Annotated in this window: 14 protein-coding genes; 11 read left to right on the forward strand and 3 right to left on the reverse strand. The window is 44.2% G+C overall.

The genetic code is table 11. From position 1 onward, the window contains the following. The first annotated feature begins 89 nt into the window (after positions 1 to 89). The 5 genes from ACOJUN_RS00510 to ACOJUN_RS00530 all read left to right on the forward strand — a co-directional run bounded on the left by ACOJUN_RS00510 (position 90) and on the right by ACOJUN_RS00530 (position 14,415). Positions 90 to 5,138: a hypothetical protein gene (locus tag ACOJUN_RS00510; protein ID WP_422134738.1), complete on the forward strand. Its 5,049-nt coding sequence runs from the start codon at positions 90 to 92 to the stop codon at positions 5,136 to 5,138. A gap of 385 nt (positions 5,139 to 5,523) precedes the next feature. After that, a complete protein-coding gene (locus tag ACOJUN_RS00515) occupies positions 5,524 to 10,680 on the forward strand; it encodes a hypothetical protein (protein ID WP_422134739.1) in 5,157 nt (1,718 codons plus the stop codon). A gap of 190 nt (positions 10,681 to 10,870) precedes the next feature. Continuing rightward, a complete protein-coding gene (locus ACOJUN_RS00520) occupies positions 10,871 to 12,133 on the forward strand; it encodes an SGNH/GDSL hydrolase family protein (protein WP_422134740.1) in 1,263 nt (420 codons plus the stop codon). A gap of 354 nt (positions 12,134 to 12,487) precedes the next feature. After that, positions 12,488 to 13,945 (forward strand): dGTPase, encoded by a 1,458-nt coding sequence (gene dgt, locus ACOJUN_RS00525; RefSeq protein WP_422134741.1) that lies wholly within the window; start codon positions 12,488 to 12,490, stop codon positions 13,943 to 13,945. A 152-nt stretch (positions 13,946 to 14,097) separates the two neighbouring features. Continuing rightward, positions 14,098 to 14,415, forward strand: coding sequence for a hypothetical protein (locus tag ACOJUN_RS00530; RefSeq protein ID WP_422134742.1), 318 nt, complete (start codon positions 14,098 to 14,100; stop codon positions 14,413 to 14,415). 70 nt (positions 14,416 to 14,485) lie between these two features. Here the strand turns inward: ACOJUN_RS00530 and purL are convergent, their stop codons facing one another. The 3 genes from purL to tadA form a co-directional block, all read right to left on the reverse strand. Further along, on the reverse strand, positions 14,486 to 18,391 hold the full coding sequence (gene purL / locus ACOJUN_RS00535) for a phosphoribosylformylglycinamidine synthase (RefSeq protein ID WP_422134743.1): 3,906 nt from the start codon (positions 18,389 to 18,391) through the stop codon (positions 14,486 to 14,488). 739 nt (positions 18,392 to 19,130) lie between these two features. After that, positions 19,131 to 19,433 (reverse strand): hypothetical protein, encoded by a 303-nt coding sequence (locus ACOJUN_RS00540; RefSeq protein WP_422134744.1) that lies wholly within the window; start codon positions 19,431 to 19,433, stop codon positions 19,131 to 19,133. A 111-nt stretch (positions 19,434 to 19,544) separates the two neighbouring features. Further along, positions 19,545 to 20,045: a tRNA adenosine(34) deaminase TadA gene (gene tadA / locus ACOJUN_RS00545; protein WP_422134745.1), complete on the reverse strand. Its 501-nt coding sequence runs from the start codon at positions 20,043 to 20,045 to the stop codon at positions 19,545 to 19,547. Between the two features lie 235 nt (positions 20,046 to 20,280). Here tadA and ACOJUN_RS00550 point away from each other — a divergent pair, with 235 nt between their 5' ends. From ACOJUN_RS00550 to sctR, 6 genes are all read left to right on the forward strand, one after another. Beyond that, positions 20,281 to 20,778, forward strand: coding sequence for a type III secretion system chaperone (locus tag ACOJUN_RS00550; RefSeq protein ID WP_317145613.1), 498 nt, complete (start codon positions 20,281 to 20,283; stop codon positions 20,776 to 20,778). Between the two features lie 110 nt (positions 20,779 to 20,888). Continuing rightward, on the forward strand, positions 20,889 to 22,220 hold the full coding sequence (sctN, locus tag ACOJUN_RS00555) for a type III secretion system ATPase SctN (protein ID WP_422134746.1): 1,332 nt from the start codon (positions 20,889 to 20,891) through the stop codon (positions 22,218 to 22,220). Positions 22,221 to 22,225: 5 nt separating this feature from the next. Next, the gene (gene sctO, locus ACOJUN_RS00560; protein ID WP_422134747.1) at positions 22,226 to 22,687 is read left to right on the forward strand and encodes a type III secretion system stalk subunit SctO; all 462 of its coding nucleotides are present in this window, start codon (positions 22,226 to 22,228) and stop codon (positions 22,685 to 22,687) included. A 27-nt stretch (positions 22,688 to 22,714) separates the two neighbouring features. After that, the gene (locus tag ACOJUN_RS00565) at positions 22,715 to 23,449 is read left to right on the forward strand and encodes a type III secretion HpaP family protein (protein ID WP_422134748.1); all 735 of its coding nucleotides are present in this window, start codon (positions 22,715 to 22,717) and stop codon (positions 23,447 to 23,449) included. A gap of 67 nt (positions 23,450 to 23,516) precedes the next feature. After that, positions 23,517 to 24,542, forward strand: a complete 1,026-nt coding sequence (sctQ, locus tag ACOJUN_RS00570; RefSeq protein WP_422134749.1) for a type III secretion system cytoplasmic ring protein SctQ — start codon at positions 23,517 to 23,519, stop codon at positions 24,540 to 24,542. Positions 24,543 to 24,572: 30 nt separating this feature from the next. Beyond that, positions 24,573 to 25,232: a type III secretion system export apparatus subunit SctR gene (gene sctR / locus ACOJUN_RS00575; RefSeq protein WP_422134750.1), complete on the forward strand. Its 660-nt coding sequence runs from the start codon at positions 24,573 to 24,575 to the stop codon at positions 25,230 to 25,232. Positions 25,233 to 25,240 lie beyond the last annotated feature (8 nt).

Consider the following 25,240-nt stretch of genomic DNA (forward strand, 5'->3'; position numbering starts at 1 on the left):
TAAAGAATACTCAGCCTGTGACGTTCAATAGATAAAATTTCAAGATATTGTAAGGCTTACTAAGTATGGTTTTTACAGTGTTGACCAAATTGAATAAAAAAAGTGTTCCTCTTATCGTTTTATCGATAAACCTGATTTCAGCGAGTGCGCTTGCAATAAACGAAGATCAAAAAAGCATACTAAAACAACTTACCCTTCAAGAGTATGAAGAACTTGATCGAGAACTTAGAGAAAAAAAATTGTATGTGCAATCTGAATATTACATAAATCAAGTGATGACTTCTATTGACAGAAGTAAAATAAATCTTTTTTTTAAAAGAAAAAACAGGAAAATCGCTAAGGCAGTGGGGGTGAAGGCTAGTGATAATACCGCCAAGTTTGGTATACCTTACACCCTGCTAAGAACGTTTAATCTTGTTCAGGCAATGATTCATTATGGTAAAGTAGACTCTATCAACCAAACACCAATAACAAATATAGATAAAGCAAAACTTGATAAAAGTAATAAGGCAGTTAATGCTGTTGAAAAATATGTAGACAGATTAATATCAAAAAGAACTGAGCAAACGCCCATAACAGATATGAATTCGGTAAATCTGTTTTTTGAAGACCGAAATCTTAATCATAAAATAACGCGTAATATTAAGGGGTCAAAAAACAAAGACTTTGATTATGATTCAATATGTCCAAAAGACCATCCAGATTATAAAAAACACCTGCTACACTTGCGAGACGAATTTACAGACAAGAGACTACACCTAGTTCGCAAAGGAGAATTTATTTTGACCCATGTCAATATAATTCGGCAGGGAAATTTACAAGATGGAGATAAGATAATCTACCCATACCGCTTTAAAAGATTCAAACCTAGCGCAATATCACCCAAAAGAAATTCGGCATCCAGAGCCAGAGAAATTTATATCGCTATTGATAGGCTTCAAAACTTTCTTGAAAAGAGGTATCCAAAGAAGTTTAGATTCAGTATCAGTGAAGAAAATATGTTTAAGGTATCTCTGGATTTTGTAGCACCCTATGGTTGGTGGAAAGATGCATTTTTTAGAATAGAGTTTTATTTTGACAATATTGGCAACGAAGGACCAGACATTTATGTTCAATATGCACCAAGAGTATCCAATCTTTATGGACATGTTCTCTGTCTGATGCAAACTTATAAAAATTCTCAAAGAACCAGTGACGGCCCTCCCAAAATGTATGGTGGCATGGACCAGTGGTGGTGGCATCATTGTTCCGGACATGTGCGCTATGGATCGGAAAATTTTTCTGTACAAGAGCAGATTTTAAATGTTATCAACTTTCTGACAGCTGACTTCGATATAAGATCAGAAGGTATTCTTTCACATAATACTGATGGAGAGAAAACTCAGGATGTGATTACAAAAGAAATAATCAAAGTTAATACTCGGGCAAAAGATATTGAAACCTCTGTTTATGTTGAAACAGATCGTAATAAGATAAAAAAAAATGTACGTAAAAGAATAAAGCCAGACAAAGATCCAAGCTTTGATTATTTAATTATGGATGATGAGTTCGATAATGCAGAGAAAACAGAATCAATAAGGACTGATATATTTATTCCTGTCGAAATGCATGGTGAAGCTCAGCTTGTAGAACTTCACTCTACCTCGATTAAAAATTTTAATGATCTGATATATAAGACCAGAAAGTGTTCGGGATTTAAAATACCAAAAAATGTTGAACCCACTGTTTATTATAAGAATAAAGAATTGAACGAGCATAATTTTCAAAACGTTTTATATGACATTAGGAGCAAGAATACAAAAAAGAAGAAAAAAGAAGGAAAGATAAGAAATAATATCCTGACACTGATTGTTAAAGTCCCTGGTTATGAAAGGCTAGCGTTTGAAAATGCTATAGCCAGTTCGGTTAACTATTATGTTCCAGATAATCTTCGTCGACTGACGTACAACGACAGACATAACGAAAGCGAGGAAGTCGAAGACATAGCCAAGAAAGGAAAACCCATAAAATGGGAAATACATTTAGCTGAAAAAAAGAAATTGGCAAAAGCTAATACTATGCTTAACCACTACAAACTTATTTTACCTTTAGAAAAGCAAAAGACAACAGAACGCTACAGGGGGGGAGCTCAGTATGGAAGTTTAGCCAATGTCTGGATACCTACTATTAGTGATGACATGTCAGATGTTGAAAGAAAATTTGCTTTGATGTCAATGTACGACTTATCGAGAAATAAATTTAAAATTCCAAATAATCTTAAAAAAGACTACGTTTCAAATCTAGGGAATAACATTATTACCAAAGCACTACTAACACCACATAACGATGTGTGGTTGCCAAATCAGCCCCGTCTAGAATTATTACTGCAAAGAGTTCAGATGGCTCTCCTTATAAGTCACGAAAATTATTCAATGACTAAGGAAAAAAATATTTTTTTTGAAAGTCTCATCAGTGGAAATATTGATGAGAAGGTTATCAAGGATTTAGACTTTTTTATTGGAGAACTGGTGCCAAGCTTGAGATACCTATCCAGAATCAATTATCCAGATAAGAGAGAAGTCGTTTATCGTATTGTTTTAAACTATCTCATTGAACTATGTGTCAGGACTCTGACCGCTAACGAATTTGACGCAAGTTCTGAAATAGTTAGAAAACTTATAGAAAATCCGGATCAATTTAGCATCGAAGACATCCACGCTTCCAACAAAAAAGGTTTTTCTGTAGCTTTTAATGCATTACAAATTGTTGATTTCCTTTTTGCAAAAACTATCTTTGATCCTTTTTATAAAGAAGCTTCTGACATTACTTTTTATGAGAATGAATTAGAGAGCCTACAGTTTAGTATCAGGGGTATGCGTAAAATTATTGATGCTGAGAAAAATCGCATTCAACTATTTTTCAGTCATATATTGCCAGCAGCAAAGTATTCCTCCGGTGATCTTGATTTTGAAAGCAATGATTTTTTAAATAAATTTACCTTAAGTATTTTGGAAAAGTTCTTAAGTCGAACAACAAATGAAGATATAAAAGCTTCACTGCAAGCTTTTCTAAACAAAAAAGAACAAAAGCCAGAGATTTTCAGTAAAGAAAAAACCGAGGAACTAATCTCTTTATTCAGGAGAAATACTCCAGAGCTTCTGATTAATGTTCCGAATGGACAAGGCGGTTTCAGGCAAACCTGTTACCATTGCGGTGAAGTTTATGAAACTGAAAACGCCATTAGAGGTAAAGGTCACAGTACAAACCGAAAGGCCAAAAAAGCAAAAGAGACGCTGGTAAGACCTTTTCATAAAGCCTGCATGATTGAAGACAAACGCATCAGGGAACAAGCAGGGCAATTATATAAAAAGATGGAAAAAGGATACCCCAAAACACAGATTTATGAACCCTACTATTCTCATCATAATCCCGTCCCCGAAGGTTTTAAGCTGATAAGGATTAATGATGATGGTAACTGTATGTACTCGTCCATTGCAGAGATATTCGACAGGAATGGACCGTCAGAACAAGCAGGCAAATGGAATCAGCATAGGGTAAGGCAGATTATGGATTATAACCTTCGTCAGATTTTTGAAATTATTCAAGGTCATCCCGACAAAAACAAACTGCTGCAGGAGCTTGAGCTACTATTGGGGATCGATGCAGATGTTATTCTAACGCTACTCGATAACAATGTTATTACTGATTCAGCTTCATTTGCTCATTCGGATTCAGGCAGATTGCAACCATTTGACAATGTCCAGCTTATTCCCTTGCTAGTGCCGACACAGAGTATCTGGTTTCCGGTGATTACACAAGGTCACGATGGGCCTTATCACGAGATTTATGATTTGAAGCGCTGGGTCAATTTTGCTCCTAACCTTTTGGCTATGCTGTTACAAAACAAAAATTATACCTTTCCTGATCTCTCTGAAAGTCAAAGGGCAACACTTTTACAGTTCTTGTTAAAGCAGAATTTCGATCAAGCCATGTTCTTCGTCTCCCAAATTCTGATAGCCTTCCATAAGGCTTCAGCTTATCTTATTCATTACCCAGGTTCAGTGGGTCTCATGGAACACTTTGATGCAGCATTAAGCATTGATACTCTCCAGAATATAGAGGTTGATGAGGCTTTTGCAGCTCTTTCCATCGATGAAAATAATAAAAGAATGAGGTCAGATTCTGTTTCTTCGGGATCATCCACTGAGACTGACAGTGAGACTTTAGAAAATTACGACCCCCTATTATTAATGATTCAAACCAGTTTTGAGCTGATAAAAATTAATGGTGATGGTAACTGTATGTACTCGTCCATTGCAGAGATATTCAACCGGAATGACCGGCCAGGGTATGCAAGTGCATGGGACCAGCAAACAATAAGGCAGATTATGGATTACAGCCTGCGTCAGATTTTTTCCACGATTCAGGACCATCCTGACAAGGAAAAACTGATGCAAGAGCTTGAGCTACTATTGGGGATCGACGCCGACGTTATTCCAGCCGTTCTCGATAACAATGTCATTACTGAATCAGCCTCTTTCGCGCAATCGGCCTTAGCCAGATTGCAACAATTTGGCGATACCCAGTTAATTGCATTGCTGGTGCCTACGCAGGGTGTCTGGTTCCCGGTGATTACACAAGGTCAGCATGGGTCTCATCACGATATTTATGACCTGAGGCGCTGGGTAAGTTTTGCCCCTAATCTTGTGGCTATTCTGTTACAAGACGAATATTATGAATTTCCTGATCTCTCTGAAAGTCAAAGGGCAATGCTTTTACAATTGTTATTAAGCCAAAATTTTGATGAAGCCAGGCTCTTTGTCTCCCAAATTCTGACAGACTCCCATCAGTCTTCAGCTTATCTTATCCACTCCCCCAGTTCAGAAGCTCTTCAGGAACACTTTGATGCGGCAGTAAAGATTGAAACGCCTCTGAACATGGAGGTTAATTCTTCAAAAAACAATCTGAACGCTGAGTCTTTTGAAGATCTTTCCCAAGATGGAATTAACAAAAGAATGAGACCTGATCCCGCTTCTTCAGTTTCAACCAATGAAACAGACAGTGAGACACTACAAGACCACAGCCCTTTATCGTTAATGATTCAAACCAGAGCTGAAGCACTTCTTACCTTGCCAGGCACACCGGCCAATTTCATGTAAGTTATCAACCTCCCCGTACACTGAACAGTGTGTCAATAAAAGCTGGTTATCGGGACTATGAGGTAACTTTACCGGCTTCCCAGTGTCTCGCTACATGGTGTATCAGACACACTAACCAACTGGTTAGGTACTTATGATATGAGCCTGACCTGAACGAAAAATCCCACTGTTTGCTTCAGAGAATGGACAAAGATACCGCATTGAAGCGGCTGGTTATCGTCTTGTAATCCATTTGGCCCTATTCACCTAAACATCAGTTCCATTAATAGGAAAGCAGATGATTTTAAAACAAGCTACTATTCACTCGATACAGTTTTTAATGAGGAGTACTCAGCCAGTGTCGCTCAATAGACCAAATTTCAGAGAATTATAAGGATCGCCAGGTATGGTTTTTACTGCGTTAGCCAAATTGAGTAAAAAGAGTATTCATCTTATCTTTTTATCAATAAACCTTATATCAGGGAGTGCTCTTGCAATAAACGAAGATCAAAAAAGTATACTAAAACAACTTACTTTTCACGAGTACGAAGAAATTGATCGAGTACTTAAAGAAAAAAATTTGTATGTGCAAGCTAAATTTTACATTGATAAAGTGATGTCAGGCGTTAATCGAAGAAAAAGAAATAATTTTTTTAAAAGCAAAAATAGAGAATTGGCTAAGAAAATGGGGGTTAAGGCTAATCATAATACGACCAAGTTTGGCATACCTTACACCCTGTTAAGGACGTTTAATCTTGTTCAGGCAATGATCCATTATGGTAAAGTAGAATCTATCAAACAAACAACAATAATAAATTCAGACCGATTAACACTTGATAAAATTAATAGGGCAGTCCGTGTTGTTGAAGACTATATAGACAGATTATTATCAGAAAGAGCTGAGCAAACGCCCACAGCGGACATGGAATTGATAACTCTGTTCTTTGAAGACCGAAATTGTGCAAAAAAAATAACGCGCATTATCAAAGCCAAAAAAAATAAAGACTTTAATCTTCAATCGCTATATTCAGTCAACCATCCTGAATATGAAATAGACATGCAACGCAGTCCAAACTGCCGGTCATTGCATCTGCTACGCAATGGAGAATTCATCTTGACCCATGTCAATATTATTCGGAAAGGAAACTTACAGAATGGAGATAAAATAATTCACGCAGTTCCCTTAAAAAAATTCAAACCTAACCCAATATCACCCAAAAGAAATTCCGCATCCAGAGCCAGAGAGATTTATATCGCTATTGATAGACTTCAAAATTTTCTTAATAAGAGGTACCCAAAGAAATTTAAATTCAGTATCAATGAAGAAAATATGTTTATGGTAACACTGGATTTTGTAGCACCTTATGGTTGGTGGAAAGATGCATTTTTCAGGATAGAGTATTATTTCGACAATATTGGCAACGAAGGACCAGTCATTTATGTTAAATATGCACCAAAGGTATCCTATCTTTATAGCCATAATCTTTGCCTGATGCAGACTTATAAAAATTCTCAAAGAGTCAGTGAAGGGCCTCCCAAAATCTATGAAGGCTTTGATCAATGGTGGTGGTTTCATTCTTCCGGACGTGTTCGCTATGGATCTGAAAACTTTTCTGTAGAGGAGCAGATTTTAAATACCATCAATTTTCTGACAGCCGATTTCGATATACGATCAGAAGGTATTCTTTCAAAGACCAGGTATCTAACACCTCCTCAATTTGAAGGTATTCTTTCAGAGATCAGGTCTCTAACAAGCACCCAATTTCTTATCACATATGAAATATTCGAAGTTAATACTCTGGCAAAAAAAAACAACAATTCTGTTTATGTAGAAACGGATTACAACAAGATAAAAAGAAGTGTGAATGAAAGAATAAAAGATGGAGAAGACCCAGATTTTGATTATTTAGTTATTGATGATGAGCTAGATAACTCAGAGAAACCATTATCACTAGGGACAGATATTTTTATTCCTGTTGAAATGCACAATGAGGCTGAGATTGTAGAATCCACTTATACTTCGATAAGAAATTTTGACAATCTAATAAATGAGGCCAGGAAGAAGTCGGGATTTAAAATACCAGAAAATGTTAAACCTATTGTTTATTATAAGAATGAAAAACTGGATGAGTATAATTTTCCAAAGGTTTTACATAATTTAAGGAAGAGAAATATAAAAAAGAATAAAAAAGAACAAAAGGAAGGAAAAATAAAAAATAACATCATCACGATGATTGTTAGAGTTCCTGGTTATGAAAGGCCAGCATTTGAAAATGCCATAGCCAGTTCTGTTACCTATTATGTTCCGGAAAATCCTCGTCAACTGACGTATAATGAGAAACATAACCAAAGCTACCAATTCAAAACCACAGCTAATAAAGGCAAACACATAAATAACGATATAGGTAAACCCATAAAAAGCAAGGTAGTTAAACCCATAAAATGGGAAATACACTTAGCTGTAAAAAAGAAATTGGCAAAAGCTAATACTATGTTTTATCAATACAAGCTTATTTTTCCTTTAGAAACACAAAAGACAACAGAACGTTATAGAGGAGGAACTCAGTATGGAAGTTTTTCCAATATCTGGATACCCACTATTAAAGATGATATGTCAGATGTTGAAAAAAAATTTGTTTTGTTGTCAATGTATGACTTATCAAGAAATAAATTTAAAATACCAAACAATCTCAAAAAAGCCTCCGTTTCAAATCTGGGTAATAACATTATTACCAAAGCATTATTAACGCCACAGAACGATGATTGGTTGCCCTCTCAGGCCCATTTGGAATTATTGCTGCAAAGAGTTCAGATGTCTCTCCTTATAAGTCATGAAGATTATTCAATTGCCAAGGAAAATTACATTTTTTTTGAGTGTGTTATCAGTGGCAATATTGATGAGAAAGTCATCAAAGATTTGGGATTTTTTGTTGGGCACCTGGTTCCGAGTCTGAGATACGTCTCAAAAATCAATGGTCCAGATAAAGTAGAGGTTATGTATCGTATTGTTATAAACTATCTTATTGAAGTCTGTGTAAGGTCAATTACCTGTAACGAATTTGACAGAAGTTCTGGTATAGTCAAAAAAATTACAAAAAAACCAGAGCAATTTGGCCTGGAGGACATTTACACCTCCAACAAACAAGGTATTGCTTTAGCTTTTAATGTGTTACAAATTGTTGATTTCCTTTTTACAAAAACCCTCTTTACTACTTTTTATAAAGAGGCTTTCGATTTCGTTTTTCATCAGAACGAGTTAGAAAATCTTCAGATTATTATCAAGGGCATGCGTACAATTATTGATGGTAAAAAAAACCCTATCCCACTTTTTTTCAGTCACTTGCTCCCTTCCGCAAGACATTACCCGGATAGTTTTAATTTCGAAAACAACGTTTTTTTAAATAAGTTCACCTTAAGTGTTTTGAAAAAAACCGTAAGTCGAACAACAAATAAAGATATAAAAGCTTCATTGCAAGCTTTTCTAAAAAAAACAGAACAAAAATCGGATATTTTCAGTAAAGAAAAAACTAATGAATTAATCTCTTTATTCAGAAAAAATACTCCCAGGATTCTGATTAATGTTCCAAATGGACAAGGTGGTTTCAGACAAACCTGCTGCCATTGCGGTGAAGTTTATGAAACTGAAAATCCCATACGAGGGAAAGGACGTCATACAAACCGAAGCACTAAAAAAACAAAAGAACCGCTGATAAGGCCTTTTCATAAAGTCTGTATGATTGAAGACAAACGCATCAGAGAACAAGCAGGGCAATTATATAGAAAGATGGAAAAGGGATACCCCAAAACACAGGTTTATGAACCCTACTATTCTCATCATAACCCCGTCCCCGAGGGCTTTGAACTGATAAGAATTAATGGCGATGATAACTGTATGTATTCGTCAATTGCAGCGATTTTCAACAAATATGAACCGTCAGGACAATGGAACCAGAAAACAATAAGACAGATTATAGACTTTAACCTTCATCAGATTTTTTCCATGATTCAAAATCACCCCGACAAGGATATACTGATAGAGGAGCTTGAGCTGTTATTGGGGATCGATGCCGACATTATTCCAGCGGTTCTCGATGATAATGTCATTACTGAATCAGCCTCTTTCGCACAGTCTGGGTCAAGCACATTGCAACCATTTGCCAGTGCCCAGTTGATTGCCTTGCTAGTACCTACACAGGGTGTCTGGTTCCCGATAATTACACAAGGTCACGATGGACCTTATCAAGAGTTTTATGACCTGACATACTGGATTGATTCTGCTCCCAACCTTTTGACTATGCTGTTACAAAACGAAAATTATACCTTTCCAGATCTCTCTGAAAGTCAAAGGACAACACTTTTACAGTTATTGTTAAACCAAAAATTCGATCGAGCCAAGCGCTTCATCTCTCAAACTCTGGCAGCCTCCCATCAGGCTTCAGCGTATCTTATCCACTACCCCGGTTCAGTGACTACCATGGAACACTTTGATGCAGCAGTAAACATTGTCACGCCTCAGAATATGGAGATTGATGAGGCTTTTGAAGCTCTTTCCAACGATGAAAATAATAGACAAATGAGGTCCGGTTCTGTCTCTTCGGTTTCAGCCAATGAGACTGACAGTGAGACTTTAGAAAATAACGACCCTTTATTGTTAATGATTCAAACCAGTTTTGAACTGATAAAAATTAATGGCGATGGTAACTGTATGTACTCGTCCATTGCAGAAATATTCAACCGGAGTGGGCGATCAGGACAAGCAGGCGACTGGAACCAGCAAATAATAAGGCAAACTATCGATTATAACCTTCGACAGATTTTTTCCACGATTCAGGCTCATCCTGAGAAGGAAAAACTAATGCAAGAGCTTGAGTTATTATTGGGGATTGATACTGACGTTATTCCAGCCGTTCTCGATAACAATGTCATTACTGATTCGGCCTCTTTCGCTCAATCGGATTTAGCCAGATTGCAACAATTTGGCGATTCACAGCTTATTGCACTGCTCGTGCCGACACATGGCGTCTGGTTCCCGGTGATTACACAAGGTCACCATGGGTCTCATCACGAGATTTATGACCTGAATCGCTGGGTAGTTTTTGCTCCTAACCTTTTGGTTATGCTTTTGCAAAACAGCAATTACACATTTCCCGATCTCTCTGAAAGTCAAAGAGCAATGCTTTTACACTTGTTGTTAAAGCAAAATTTCGATCAAGCTAATCTCTTCGTCTCCCAAACTCTGACAGACTCCCATCAGTCTTCAGCTTATCTTATCCACACCCCCAATTCAGAGGCTCTCCTGGAACACTTTGATGCGGCAGTCAGGATTGCTCCCGACCGGAATATAGAACTTGATTCGCCACAAATCGCTCAGCTCGATGAGACTTTTGAAGAAATTTCTATCGATGGAAATGATAAAAGAATAAAGTTTGATTCTGCTTCTTCTGTTTCAACCAACGAGACTGACCCTAAGACTTCACAGGATTACAACCCCTTATCGTTGATGATTCAAAGGATCACAGGGGCATTCTCTACCACTTCAGTCACACCCACCAATACTCAGTAAGTTAACAACCTCCTACATCCTACAGCGAGTATCGAAAAACTTACCAAAAAGCTGGTAACCGGGATTTTAAAGTAGCTTTATCGGCTTTTGCATGGCAACAGGGCCAAAATAAAGATTAATACAACCGCACGGGGAGAGTAATCCACTATAATCCTCAGCTTTTTAGTAACTGCTCTATTAGGGTTTCAATATGATTCGTAGTTGGCTGGGTCTGGTATTACTGCTGTTGTCGTTACCCGGTTTGGCGTATGAAAAACTTTTTTATCCCAAATTCACCGAACGTTTTTGCTCGCAGGAGGCACAACCTGTCAGCAATGTCTTTGTGGTGGGTGACAGTAGCGTTGATTCGGGTAATTTCTATAACTACAGTCGATTCCTTACAGGTAGCGGTACACTGAATGAACGTCAAATGTCACTTTATCCCTGGAGCGGTCGTATGTTACCGGGCTTTATTTTTGGCAGTTTCTGTGGTGCCATACCGGGTGCCAATTATCATGGAGGGCGTTTTTGTGATGATCTGATGGCACCAGAGCTTATTGCCAGAGCCCTTTATCTGAATACCTCCAATAAAACCGAGTTTGTCGATCAGTCACATGGTGGCAGTACGGTGGTCGGTTTTTCAGAGGTGTTAACGGATTTTTTCTGGTCGTTTCTGTTTGGTGAAAGTCAATTGGCCAATATCAGTTTTCTCACCAATAGCATCAGAGGTGGAAAGCCTATTCTGAGTTCGGTCGAGGAACAGATAAATCACCTTGTGCAACATCATGCACCCTTTTCTGAGGATCAGATTTTTATGTTAGCCGGTGGCGCTAATGATTATCTCAACCGTTACTGGAATTATCGTCTGGTGGTTGCCAAGCTGTCAGCGGCTATTGAAAACCTCTATGCCCATGGAGCCAGAACCATTTTCTGGGGAACGGTTCCCGATGTCACTAAAACCCCCTGTTTGCGCAATTCAGAAGATCGTCAGGAAGTACGTGAGGTGATCGTCAATCATAACCGATTGGCTACGAAAGCGTTTTTTCGGCTGAAAAGACAGTATCCTGACCTGTTACTCCTGTTTTTCGATTACAACAGAATGTTTGACATTTTGTTAGAACATGCCCGCCAGCAAGATGTTGACACTGAAACCCCCTGTCTCGATGTCACCTTCAGAGGCTGTTCTGATAATGCCCAGGTAGATATCTGCGAGAGTCACAAGGCGAGCCCCTGCAAAAACCGCAGTGATCATTTTTATGTTGATTCCGTTCATCCATCAAGTACGGTACAGAACTGGATATTCAACTTTAACTGCAAAATGCTGTCTATGCTCAACTATGAAGTGAAGTGCCCGGAGATAGATCGCAGGCTTGCTGACGATCTGCTGCTGCATTATTTTACCGGCAAGCCAGGCTATCTGGAGCGGGAATATGTTCAGTTGATATTTGAAGGGCGATGTCCGGCAGAATTCTAGCAGCCTGTCGGACTTAAGCGTCCGTAGCGAGGATTGCAAGAAATTGAGGATAAAAATCTCTGTTTCTGAGGAGAATAGAGAGCTATTTGACGAAGAAACAGGGATTTTTAGACCAATTTGCTGCCGCCGCACGACTGCATGGATGCAGGAGCTAGAGCAACGCAGGAGCAGTTGCCGCGTAGGACAGTCTTAAGTCCGACAGGCTGCTAGTCCAATCTTGAACGGCTGTTGCTTGAAAAGCATCTATAATATTCCCTTTCATTCCTTTGGCTAAAACCCTATGTCCTTAACCTGCTGGCTTTTAGCCTATAGAGAGCCAGGTCAAACCTCACCTTCAAACAGATCCTGCCGACTATGATCAGCATGAACTATCTGACTAAACTCACCTGCACTCGCCCAAGACTCAGTTCTGTCGAACCGGATCGGGACCTGTTAACTGAAACAGAAAGCAACCGGGGGCGAATCATTCAGTCAGCGGCCATACGTCGGCTGCAACAAAAGACTCAGGTTTACCCTCTGGAAACCAATGCCGCTGTTCGCAGTCGTCTGACGCACTCTCTGGAAGTGCAACAAACCGGTCGTTTTCTGGCACAGACGATTCTGCAGCGCCTGTCAGAAAGCGGCCAATTAACATCGCTGGGATTAGACAATCAGGACACGGCTTTTATAAATCTGGTAGAAATGGCCTGCCTGATGCACGACATTGGCAACCCTCCATTCGGTCATTTTGGCGAGGCGGCTATCAGCCGCTGGATGCAGGATAAAGCCGGGCTATGTTATGAAAAAGCGTGCAAAGGTCAGAAAGCCCGGTCAGCCTTACTGGAGTCAACCCTGCTGCCAGACTTGTCTATTTACGAAGGCAATGCCCAGGCGTTAAGAATTATTCATCACCTTCAGGATCTAAACCTGACCTATTCCCAGATGGGCGCGCTTATGAAATACACCCGTACGCCCTATGAGCCCAGACCCGAAAAAGGCTCACCCGATGCCTATCGCAAGAAAAAGCCGGGTTACTTCTTTTCCGAAGCCATTCTGGTCCGTGACATCTGGCAGCATCTGGCTATCAATGAAGGTTGTCGCTTCCCTCTGGTTTATATCATGGAAGCCGCCGACGATATTTCCTACTGCATTGCCGATCTGGAAGATGCAGTCGATAAGGGGATTCTCTCTTTCCGCGATCTTCGCTTCAGTCTCTATGAAGTCTGGGAGGAATTTACTGAATATAACGAGTATTTGCCCAATATCATGGAGTCTGCGGTCAAGAGAGCCGGCAACAACAAGCAGGAATTTATTATCCGGCTGCGCACCCGGTTGGTAAGAGATCTGGTGGATTATGCTGCAAATCGTTATCTGCAAAAGCATCAGGCGATCTTTGACGGGACGCTCGATGAGCCTCTGATTGACGGCCAGTCCGACCAGCATCTGGCACTGCAGACCCTGAAAACCGTCGCTATTCGCTATGTCTTTACCAGCATGGAGAAGGAAACTCCGGAACTCAGGGGCTACTCTGCCCTGATGGGACTGATGGATATTTTCCAGCCTTTGCTGGAACTGAGCCGTGAAGAATTCGCCAGTCTTACTGAAAAAGATTCCAGCCGACATTTTATCGAGCAACGTCTTTACCACCGCCTCTCTGGCAAACATAAAATGGCGTATCACCGGGCAGTGAAATCATTGCCTGGCAGCAGTTACTCCGCTAAAGAACAGGATGAGCTGGAATGGTATTACCGGGCAAGATTATTGATTGATTACGTCAGCGGGATGACCGATCACTTTGTGTTGACCGAGTTTCAAACTCTTTCTGCTATCTGAGTCAAAAAGCATAAGTCGTCATTGTTCAAGCCTCTCACTGGAACTCTTTATTAGAACGAATGTCTAACAATTAAGCGTTCATTAAAAATTCAAATCAAATCCTGACTTTCTGGTGAACTGATCTTTGACTATTTAAAGAAGGAGTAAATTCTATGAAAAAATTCATTCTGGCAGCCCTGTTGGCTGCAGCGTCTACCATGGTTGGTGCAGAAGTAGAACGAACAAACTGGCAAACGTTTAGGGATCCGTGGTTCGACAGGGCCATTGAAAACTACTTTGACAAAGTTTCTCAACAATATTGTCTGGTGGTTTTAGATAAGGTTTCTAGTGGATATAATTCGCTTATGCACTGCAAAAGTGTCCATGAACTCTCAGAGCAAGCACAGAGAAACATTCTCGGCGACGCCTATGTACCAAAATCTGGCGCTGGCGCGTGTGATGCCTCTTCGGATAGTTGTCCCAAAAACTGATTTTTAGTGATTAAGCCGGATACTCATTGAGTACCCAGCTTAATCAATTGCTTTACTACTCGCCCAACATTCAATCAACCCAGACCCGGGCATTCCTGAACATTCTCATCCAAGGTGAATCTTCACCCCAGGTATCCGGATACCAGCTGTTCTGAACCGCCCTGAATACCCTTTCCGGATGAGGCATCATAATCGTCACCCTGCCATCAGCCGAAGTCAGGCCCGTGATCCCCTGAGCAGAACCGTTAGGGTTGTAGGGGTAACGCTCAGTAGCCCGCCCCTGATTATCCACGTATCTGAGGGCCAACTGACCACTGGCAGACAGTTTCCGGATTTGGTCAGCCTTTTTGAACTCGGCGTAGCCTTCACCGTGGGCCACCGCAATAGGCATTCTGGAACCTTCCATACCTCTGAGGAGAATAGACTTGTTCTGCTGGACTTCGACCATCACGGTTCTGGCTTCAAACTGCTCAGACTGATTACGAACAAAGTGTGGCCAGTACTCTGCACCCGGAATCAATTCATGGAGATTGGACAGCATCTGACAACCGTTGCAGACACCCAGGGCAAAACTGTCCGGACGATCAAAGAAAGCCGCAAACTGGTCACGGGCCATGCTGTTAAACAGCACTGATTTCGCCCAGCCTTCTCCCGCACCCAGAACGTCACCGTAGGAGAAACCGCCACAGGCTACCAATCCTTTGAATTCTGTCAGGTTACGGCGACCGGAAAGAATGTCACTCATGTGAACATCCACTGCCTGGAAGCCGGCCTTATCAAAAGCCGCTGCCATTTCCACATGACCGTTAACACCCTGCTCTCTCAGGATGGCTACCTGAGGTTTGCTCGCTCCAGTCGCAATAAATGGAGCAGCAACATCCCTATTGATGTCGAACGGCAAAGAGGCATGTAAACCTGTGTCGCCGTCATCCAGCAGGTTATCAAACTCCTGGCGGGCACATTCAGGATTATCTCTCAGCGCCTGCATACGATAGCTGGTTTCAGCCCACCAGCGCTGGTATTTAACCCGGCTTTCGCTACTGATCAGCTCGTCATTGAAGACCAAGTTGATGCGCTGATCCGGTCTCAGAGAAGCAATGGTATGTACGCAGGAGGCCAGACCCAGGCTTGCCAGGATATCTTTAACTTTACCTTTGTCGGCACGACGAACCTGCAGAACGGCACCCAACTCTTCGTTAAACAGGGCCGGGATAATGGCTGCTTCAGAGCCTGCCAGTTTATTCAGATTCACCTCAATTCCGGTGTGACCGGCAAAGGCCATCTCAACCAATGTGGTAAAGAGACCCCCGTCTGAACGGTCGTGGTAAGCCAACAGCAGGTCTTCTTCCAGACATTGCTGGATGGCAGTAAAGAACCCTTTGAGGTCTTGTGCAGAAGAAACATCAGGCGCCACATCACCAATCTGACCATAAACCTGTGCCAGAGCAGAACCACCCAGACGGTTTTGGTCACGACCCAGATCCACCAGCAAAAGATCAGTCTCACCTTTATCGGTACGCAGCTCTGGCGTAAAGGTCTTGCGGATGTCTGTTACGGGAGCAAAAGCCGAAATCACCAGCGACAGAGGCGAGGTAACACTCTTTTCTAAATCGCCATCTTTCCAGCTGGTGCGCATGGACATAGAGTCCTTGCCTACAGGAATAGCAATACCCAGTTCCGGGCAGAGTTCCATACCAACCGTTTTACAGGTTTCATAGAGTCTGGCGTCTTCACCCGGATGACCGGCAGCGGCCATCCAGTTTGCCGACAGCTTGATATCACCCAGCTTGCCAATACGGGTGCTGGCGATGTTGGTAATCGCTTCACCGATCGCCATACGACCTGAGGCAGGCGCATTGACCAGAGCCAGAGGGGTTCTCTCCCCCATGGACATAGCTTCACCCGTGAAGGTATCAAAAGCAGTAGCGGTGACCGCACAGTCAGAAACAGGAACCTGCCATGGGCCAACCATCTGCTCACGGGCTACCAGACCGGTAATAGAGCGGTCGCCAATAGTAATCAGGAAGTTTTTGCTGGCGACGGTTGGCAGCTTGAGAACTCGCTCAGACGCTTCTTCCAGAGTCACACCGGAAAGGTCCAGTGCATCCTGTTGAATGGTTTCTGCCTGCACATCACGATGCATGCGGGGAGGTTTGCCCAACAGAACGTCCAGAGGCATATCCACTGGCTTGTTATCAAAGTGGCTGTCTTCCACCAACAGGTTTGGCTCTTCAGTGGCCTCACCCACAACGGCATAGAGACAACGCTCTCGTTGACAGATGGCTTCAAACAGCTCCATATTTTCTGGAGCTACCGCCATCACATAACGTTCCTGGGATTCATTACACCAGAGCGCCAGGGGGGATATGCCTGGCTCATCATTCAGAATATCCCTGAGCTGGAAGCGACCACCTCGGCCACCATCGCTGACCAGTTCTGGCAGCGCATTGGACAGGCCACCCGCACCCACGTCGTGGATAAAGACGATGGGGTTTTCATCACCCAGCTGCCAGCATTGGTCAATCACTTCCTGGCAACGACGCTCCATCTCGGGGTTATCACGCTGAACGCTGGCAAAATCCAGATCTTCCTGACCTTCACCGGAAGTCATGGAAGAGGCTGCACCACCCCCCAGACCGATCTGCATGGCCGGACCACCCAGAACAATCAGCTTGGCGCCAACGGGAATATCAGCTTTCTCAACATGAGCGGCGCGGATATTACCCAGACCACCTGCCAGCATGATGGGCTTGTGGTACCCCCTCACTTCTTCGCCAGCAGAGCCTTTGGCTGTGGCTTCAAAGGTACGGAAGTAACCGCAAAGGTTTGGACGACCAAACTCGTTGTTAAAGCCTGCACCACCCAGAGGACCTTCCAGCATAATATCCAGGGCAGTCACGATCCGATCCGGCTTGCCGTAGTCTTTTTCCCAGGGCTGTTTGTAGCCGGGAATATTCAGATTGGATACCGAGAAACCGGTCAGCCCCGCCTTTGGCTTGGAGCCTCGACCGGTAGCCCCTTCATCACGGATCTCACCACCAGCACCGGTAGCAGCACCGGGCCAGGGCGAGATGGCGGTTGGATGGTTATGTGTTTCCACTTTCATCAGGATATGAATGTCTTCCTGATGATACTGGTAATCTTTCTTTTCAGGAGACGGGAAAAAACGCCCGGCTCTGGAGCCTTCAATAACAGAGGCATTGTCTTTATAGGCCGAGAGCACACCTTCACTGCTCATAGTGTGGGTGTTACGGATCATCTGGAACAAAGAATGATCTTGCCGCTCACCGTCAATGGTCCAGGTCGCGTTAAAAATCTTATGGCGGCAGTGCTCGGAGTTAGCCTGGGCAAACATCATCAGCTCAACATCAGTGGGGTTCCTGTCCAACCCCTCATGGCTGGTGACCAGATAATCGATTTCATCTTCTGCCAGAGCCAGTCCAAGGGACTGGTTGGCGGCAACCAGAGCCTCACGTCCGCCTTCAAGAATATCCACACGGGTCAGGGGCGCTGGCTCGGTTTCTGCAAAAAGAAGCTCTGTTTCTCTGGCATCAGCCAACACAGCCTCGGTCATGCGGTCATGAATCAGGCTGGATACCACTTCTTTCTGGTGTTCACTGAGGCCTTCTTCGGCATACACATAGTAAGCCAAACCGCGCTCAATACGGTGAACCTTGCTGAGACCACAATTTTCAGCAATGTTGGTGGCTTTGCTGGACCATGGGGAAATAGTGCCTGGACGGGGTACGACAAGAAACAAAGTGCCTGAGCACTCACCTTCCTGCATCCGGGGACCGTAGGTCAGCAGCTGTTTCAGAACTTTCAATTCCTGGTCGGACAATGCCTCGTCGACCCGGGCAAAGTGCTGGTATTCAGCAAAAACACCGGTAATTTCGGGGATCCTGTGTTGCAGGGTTTCAAGCAGCTTTTGGCTACGAAACGGCGAGAGAGCCGGAGCACCACGCAAAATGAGCATGTTAAAAACTGTCCTCGACTGGACTCAGGGAGATAATCAGGGGCGCTATGATAATCGAAACCCAGGTATGGAAACCAGTGATTGATCTATGGATCTTGGCAGGTTTTCCCTTCAATGGTTCCCATCTATCTGTGACACTCCCCGCCTTGTCAGGCGAGGCTTCTGACTTCACAGGCTACAACCAGCCTATAGCGACTGGACTTACACAGAAGCCTCCATCAGCAGTAACCGGGTGCCCCTCGGTTATTTATTGGTCTTTTGTTTGATTTGCCGCAGCCTTAACGGGTCACTCAGGTATGGGCTCGTCTGGTTCTTCAAGGGCGGTTGGGCAGTTGTCTCTGCCTTAATTTTTTGTTAACAGTGCTTGATTTTCGTCACCGTGAGTCTCTGCATAGAGACAGACCGATGGAAAATATAACCAACTACATACAAATGCTCAACCGGAACGCTCTGCGTTCCCGTCTTATATCCCCGCCCGATTGAGGGTGTCGCAAAAGGTCAATTAAAACGCTTCAAGCTTCAAACCGTCATCTCCGCGAAGGCGGAGATCCACTGCTCGTGGTGGGTTCCCGCCTGCGCGGGAACGACGATCTTGATATATCCTGCTGACCATACCCTTTTGCGACACCCTCGATTGGGCGAGGGTTTACGACGATTTTGCTAAAAATGCAGCTTGAGTGTACTTTCAGAGATAAATGTAAACTGAGTATTTCTTCCGTCCGGGTTAACACACTGAAATTCAGTTTTTGGGACAATAGCCTTTAGAAACTCCGCTTTCGCCAACGCAGGATTTTGGTACGTACATGTTGCCAAGAATGTTTCTTTGAGCCCGCTCTGAAAACTTATGGATAGGTTTGCAATCCAAAATCGAATGTTTAGGGTCAACAACCAGCAGACAGTACTGTTCAGACACTGTGTCAAAATAACTTGTCATGGTTCTTGAGTCCCAATCACTCAATAGCTTTCGTTCAATTTCTCGTATTTCTGCAGCAGCCATGATAGGTGCTACAACCAGTGGGATCGCCAGAATAAGTTTTTTCATCAAAATGTACTCCTATTCACAAAGATAAGTTCACCCAAAAGTCAGGATTTGGGCTGCTCTTTCAATGAAAGGCTAATTCTAGGACAGTCCCTCTTAATAAAAAGTTTCATCTCAGCACAACCTCAAGCGCCTCTTCTCTGCTTTCTTGGCCTCACGTCGGGCTCTGAAAAAAGAGGAAATGATTTCGCTGCACTCCTCTTCAAGGACTCCGGGAGTCATTTCCACCCGATAGTTCACATAGGGCAGCTCTAAAGTCCGGTTCTGACTGACCAGAGCCCCGGCCTTGGGCTCCAGAGCACCAAAGATCACTCGTTTTACCCGACTATGGATAATTGCTCCGGCACACATGGTGCAAGGCTCAAGAGTCACGTAGAGTTCACAATCCACCAACCGGTAGTTGTTGAGAGTGGCAGCCGCTTCCTGCAAGGCGAGCACCTCGGCATGGGCCACCGGATTGCAGCCACTGATGGGCTGGTTATACCCTCGACCTATGATTTCGCCTCCCCTGACCACAACGGCCCCGACCGGAACTTCGTCTTTTTCCCGGGCTTTTTCTGCTTCCTTCAGGGCCTCGCGCATCCAGAGGCTATCGGTACTGTTTTGATCTGCCAAAAAAGAATCTCACTACTCAGGGAATAAAACTGCCATGAGCTGAATATTTAAAAAAAGTTGAAACAAGTATACAGACGTTCGTCACTTTGACCGATAAAAACTCTAATCGGGTCTTGGAGTTCCCCAGAGCAGGTAATCAGGAATTCTCCAACGCAAGACAAAAGAGCGATATATACTGAAAGTTACTTATCGTTATTTCAGTTTCTGACTAAGAACCATTGGAGGGTCTGTTCGAATGAGTTACAAGCAAAATGTAGAAGAGAATATACAGCATTTTGCAGAGAGCATCGGTCTGGGTGAGCTCAGCTTGAATGAACACGATGCCTGTGGTCTCTGTTTTGATGACACCCTGATCGTAAACATGGAATACCTGGAAGAAGACGAAGCTCTGGTATTCGTTTCTTCAGTAAAACCCATGGACGCTCACGACGACGCCAAAACCAGCCTGTATGAAAAGCTCCTGTCACTCAACCTTCAGCATCACAGTATGCAGGGTGCCTTCCACGCCCTGAACCATGACAAGTCTGAAATTCTGCTGATTCGCTCTATGCAGGCTTCATCGGACTACGGTAACTTTGAATCCACTCTGGAGAAGTTCGTCAACACGCTCGAGTGGGTGATCTCCGAAGTGAATAATACGGAAAGCGATGGGACTGCCCCACCTAAAGATAGTGGCCCAAAGCCCCCTCCCACCGCTCCTGGCGGACCCGGAGACATGGGCATGATGGTCTGACTCTTGATCAACACATCAAAAAAGAGGGCTTATTCAGCCCTCTTTTGCTTTCTAGCTGATCAAACCCTATAGGGCGACAAAAGCAACGACTGGCAGAGGAGACAGGGATCGTGGCCGAAGCACTTAACTACCTCACTTCAGCGCTTCAAAATGCGGTTGAAAGCAGTCGGCTATTAGATATTCGTGGCCGTGTTACCGAAGTACAGGGCATGATCATCAAGGCGGCGGTTCCCGGTGTCAAGATTGGCGAGTTGTGTGAGCTGGTGACTCCAAACGATGACAAAACCAGCTATGCCGAGGTGGTAGGCTTTCAGGGTCACGAAACAGTACTCTCCCCCATGGGTGAAATCATGGGTATCTCCTCCACGACAGAAGTAATTCCTACAGGTAAGGTTCACCATGTGGGCGTTGGCTCTCATCTTCTGGGACACGTGCTTGATGGTATGGGAAACCCTTTGAATCCGTCAGCCTTCGAAGGAGTGGAGCCTGAAACCTGGTATCCGGTTTATGCCGACAGCCCTGACCCGATGACCCGCCAGATCATTGATAAACCCTTACCTCTGGGCTTGAGAGTTCTGGATGGCGTCCTGACCTGCGGAGAAGGACAGCGTATGGGTATCTTCGCAGCCGCTGGTGGCGGTAAGAGTACGCTGCTCTCAATGCTGGTGAAAGGCGCTGAGGTTGATGTCACCGTACTTGCGCTGATCGGTGAAAGGGGACGGGAACTCAGGGAGTTTATCGAGCATGATCTCGGCCCGGAGGGCGTCAAGAAGTCCGTTATCATCGTTGCAACTTCGGATAAATCTTCCATGGAAAGAGCCAAGGCTGCCTATACCGCCACGGCTGTCGCAGAGTATTTCAGAGACAAAGGCAAAAAAGTTCTGCTGCTGATGGATTCCGTCACCCGTTTTGCCCGTGCCCAGCGTGAAATAGGACTGGCAGCCGGTGAGCCACCTACCCGTCGGGGTTTTCCACCTTCGGTCTTTGCCACGCTTCCCAAGTTAATGGAACGTGCCGGTATGTCAGATACAGGCTCAATCACGGCGCTCTATACAGTACTGGTAGAAGGCGATGACATGACTGAACCGGTAGCGGATGAAACCCGATCCATTTTGGACGGTCATATTATCCTTTCCAGAAAACTGGCTGCCGCTAACCATTACCCTGCTATTGATGTTCTATCCAGCGCCAGCCGTGTCATGAATGCCATCACTCCGGAAGAGCACAAAGCCGCTGCGGGCAAACTCAGGGAACTTCTGGCCAAGTTTGATGAGATTGAACTGCTGGTTAAGGTCGGTGAGTACAAACCGGGTTCAGATCCGGTGGCTGATGAAGCCTTGCGAAAAATAGACGCCATACGAACCTTTCTGAAGCAGCGCACCGACGAATTCAATGACTATGACACGACCATCCAGCAGCTGCGTCACGTCGTTGGAGTCTGATCTGAATGCTGCACGAACTTCTCAAGGTTAAGCAGATTCGTGAAAAGTCTGCTCAGGACCAGGTGCGTAAGTGTGAATACCGTTTGGAACAGGCTCAGCTGGAAGTCAAAAACAAAGAGCAGGAACTGGAAGAGTACATTGACTGGCGCTGTAAAGAAGAACAAAGGCTCTACGATAACATTATCAATACCGAGGTAAAGCAGAACGAACTGGATCAGCTGAAAGCCAATGTAGCCAGGATGCGTGAAAAGGATGTACTGCTGGAACAGGCCATCAACGAAGCCAGACAGGATGTCGAGAAGGCCAAAGAGCAGCTTGAACAGGCCCGTGAAGATCATATGAAAGCCATGCAGGCTGTGGAAAAGTTTGAAGAGTTTACCAAAGTTCAGGACGAGGAAGCCGCAAAAGAAGCCGCTCGCCTCGAAGACCTGGAAATGGAAGAATTTACTGTTCGCCCGAAATCCTAGGGTCTACAGATCGCAAGGAGGCCAATTATGCAGCCCACCAACGCTAATCAGAATGTTCAGCAGAATAACAACAACCAGCCTACCCAGAATCAGAGCCAGAAGGTGTCTGAGGATCAGGCTTCTGACTTTTCCAAAAAGATGAAAAAGAAGGAAGACCCGAAAAGCGCCAAAGGGGAATCCAAAGACGGTCAAAGTCTTGAAAGCCTGATGGCAGAACGCAGAAAAAGTGCCAAGGAAGCCCTGGAAGGCAAGTTTAAAGATCAGGGTAGTGGTCGTGAAGGTCAGAAAGGTCAGGAAGAAGGTGCCATGAAGTCTATGCTTGACGGCAGTGACCATGTGATCGGTCAGGTCAGGGAAACTCAGCAGGCCTCAGAAACTCAATTGAAAAGCATCCAGGCGGTCACTGGCCCCAAAGAGATCAATGAAGTCATCAACAAGCTGGTTGATAAAATCATGGTGTCTTCAAAAGACGCTATCCAGGGTGCCGAAGTTCGAATTACTCTGAAAGACAATATTCTGCCGGGCACGGAAATCCGCATTCAGAGAGTATCTGGTGAACTGCAGGTCACCATGAATACCTCCTCAGCAGATTCCCACAACTTTCTGGTAGCCAACGAAGCCAGCTTGATGAAGAATCTGGAAAAGCTGGGCGAAAAAGTTCAGGTCAACATCAACCTGTCTGGCGATGGCAACGAACAGAATGACGGTCGTTCCCAACAGGAGTACGTGGGTGAAGAAGATCAGGAAGACAATGATTCCTAGTCGGACTTAAGACTGTCCTACTGCGGTTAATTCCGACAGGGACTCCCAAAAGAGCGGATAAACACGAATGGAAGCGATACCACTGAAGTTTGAAACAATATCAGCCACCGAGCTTCAGTTGGGGCAACTCCTGTGTCATCGCAAAGCCCGCTACCAGATTCAACTGAACGCTATCGAATTCACTGTCTCCCTTGCCGGTCTTGGTCACCAGACATCCAGTTGGCAGGCTGATCTGGAACTGGCGGGTTACCCCGGCAAACTCTATCTGGGCCGACAGGTTCTGGATTTTCTTCTACCCAAAAAACTCGACCATCAAATCATTAAAAAACTGCCCGAAAGCCTTCGTGACGCTGCTATTGCCAGTAGCCTGACCCCCCTGTTTAATTTTCTGGGTCAGATGTTAGGTCAGTCTGTCACGCTCAGTCATCTCAAACCTGCAGAGCCGACAGACGCTCCTCTCATTACAGTGGATCTTGAAGCCGAAAACATCCGCTCAACTATACAGATTGAGTATTCCGAGGTAATAGAGAACCTCTTGAAGTCAATTCCGCCTCATCAATCCACCTCGCTGCCCGATATACCTTTATGGGTATCCCTGCAAAAAGGCAGCACCATACTCAATCGCAGTGAACTCAATGACCTGGAAGAAGGTGACATTGTTTTTCTGGAAAAACACGTCAGTGACTCAGAGGTGATTGTAGGAATCAAACAGAATGTTGCTTTTTTGGGCACTCTCGAGGATACCCGGGTCACTATTTCACAGAGGCTTCAGGCTATGGAAGAACATTATGACCAGGGCTACACGGATTATGAAGAGCCTATGCCGGAAGGTGAAGCTCCTCAGGCACCTGCAGGCCCTGTTGATCTTCACGACCTGCCGGTGACACTCATGTTTGAAGTGGGTGAGCAGCAACTGACATTCGCAGAACTGCAAAGCCTGACGCCAGGCTATGTTTTCCAGCTCAGTAACCCCATAGAAGCACCGGTCAGGATCAGAGCCAATGGCCAACTCATTGGTAGATGTCAGCTGGTAGAAATTGAAGGCCGACTCGGAGCCCGGATCACAGAGCTGACGGGTAAGACTGAATCCTAAGCAGTACATCGATTAAAGCAGGTTCCCGCCATGGAAAGCGGCATTCTGAATTTAACCAGCCCATTTTATTTGATGGTGCCACTGGCACTGATGGCGCTGATTCCATTCATGGCAGTCATGGGCACTTCTTTTTTGAAGCTGGTGGTGGTTTTTTCCATTCTCAGAAACGCCACCGGTCTCCAGCAGATTCCACCTAACATTGCCATGAACGCCCTGGCCATTATCCTGACACTCTATATCATGGCACCTATAGGCTATGAGTCTTATGAGTTGCTGGAACCTGAAAAAATTAATTTTGAGGATCTTTCCTGGATCGAGTCTGTCAGGCTCGCCAGCGCCCCTTACAAGCAATTTCTCAAAGACAACACCAACGAAAATGAGCGTAACTTCTTTCTGAAATCGGCACGCCTTTTGTGGCCAAAAAAATACCAGCAGGAACTCTCGGGCGATGACTTGATTGTGCTGCTGCCCTCTTTCTGTATCACGGAATTGACCAAGGCATTCCAGATTGGCTTTTTGCTCTATTTGCCCTTCATCGTCATTGATCTGATCGTCTCAAACATCCTGCTGGCCATGGGTATGATGATGGTTTCGCCCATGACCATCAGCTTGCCTTTCAAATTGCTCCTGTTTGTCTTGCTGGACGGCTGGACCCGTTTAATTCAGGGGCTGGTATTAAGTTATGGCTAGGAAAAGAA

It is taken from the genome of Endozoicomonas sp. ALD040 (assembly GCF_049275945.1).
GTDB lineage: Bacteria > Pseudomonadota > Gammaproteobacteria > Pseudomonadales > Endozoicomonadaceae > Endozoicomonas_A.

Bases quoted from the DNA above. Each gene is read 5' to 3' on its own strand.
- ACOJUN_RS00515 (WP_422134739.1), top strand. From the start codon at position 5,524: ATGGTTTTTACTGCGTTAGCCAAATTGAGTAAAAAGAGTATTCATCTT.
- ACOJUN_RS00565 (WP_422134748.1), top strand. From the start codon at position 22,715: ATGCAGCCCACCAACGCTAATCAGAATGTTCAGCAGAATAACAACAAC.
- sctO (WP_422134747.1), top strand. From the start codon at position 22,226: ATGCTGCACGAACTTCTCAAGGTTAAGCAGATTCGTGAAAAGTCTGCT.
- dgt (WP_422134741.1), top strand. From the start codon at position 12,488: ATGATCAGCATGAACTATCTGACTAAACTCACCTGCACTCGCCCAAGA.
- ACOJUN_RS00540 (WP_422134744.1), bottom strand. From the start codon at position 19,433: ATGAAAAAACTTATTCTGGCGATCCCACTGGTTGTAGCACCTATCATG.
- ACOJUN_RS00550 (WP_317145613.1), top strand. From the start codon at position 20,281: ATGAGTTACAAGCAAAATGTAGAAGAGAATATACAGCATTTTGCAGAG.
- ACOJUN_RS00530 (WP_422134742.1), top strand. From the start codon at position 14,098: ATGAAAAAATTCATTCTGGCAGCCCTGTTGGCTGCAGCGTCTACCATG.
- sctR (WP_422134750.1), top strand. From the start codon at position 24,573: ATGGAAAGCGGCATTCTGAATTTAACCAGCCCATTTTATTTGATGGTG.
- ACOJUN_RS00520 (WP_422134740.1), top strand. From the start codon at position 10,871: ATGATTCGTAGTTGGCTGGGTCTGGTATTACTGCTGTTGTCGTTACCC.
- purL (WP_422134743.1), bottom strand. From the start codon at position 18,391: ATGCTCATTTTGCGTGGTGCTCCGGCTCTCTCGCCGTTTCGTAGCCAA.
- sctQ (WP_422134749.1), top strand. From the start codon at position 23,517: ATGGAAGCGATACCACTGAAGTTTGAAACAATATCAGCCACCGAGCTT.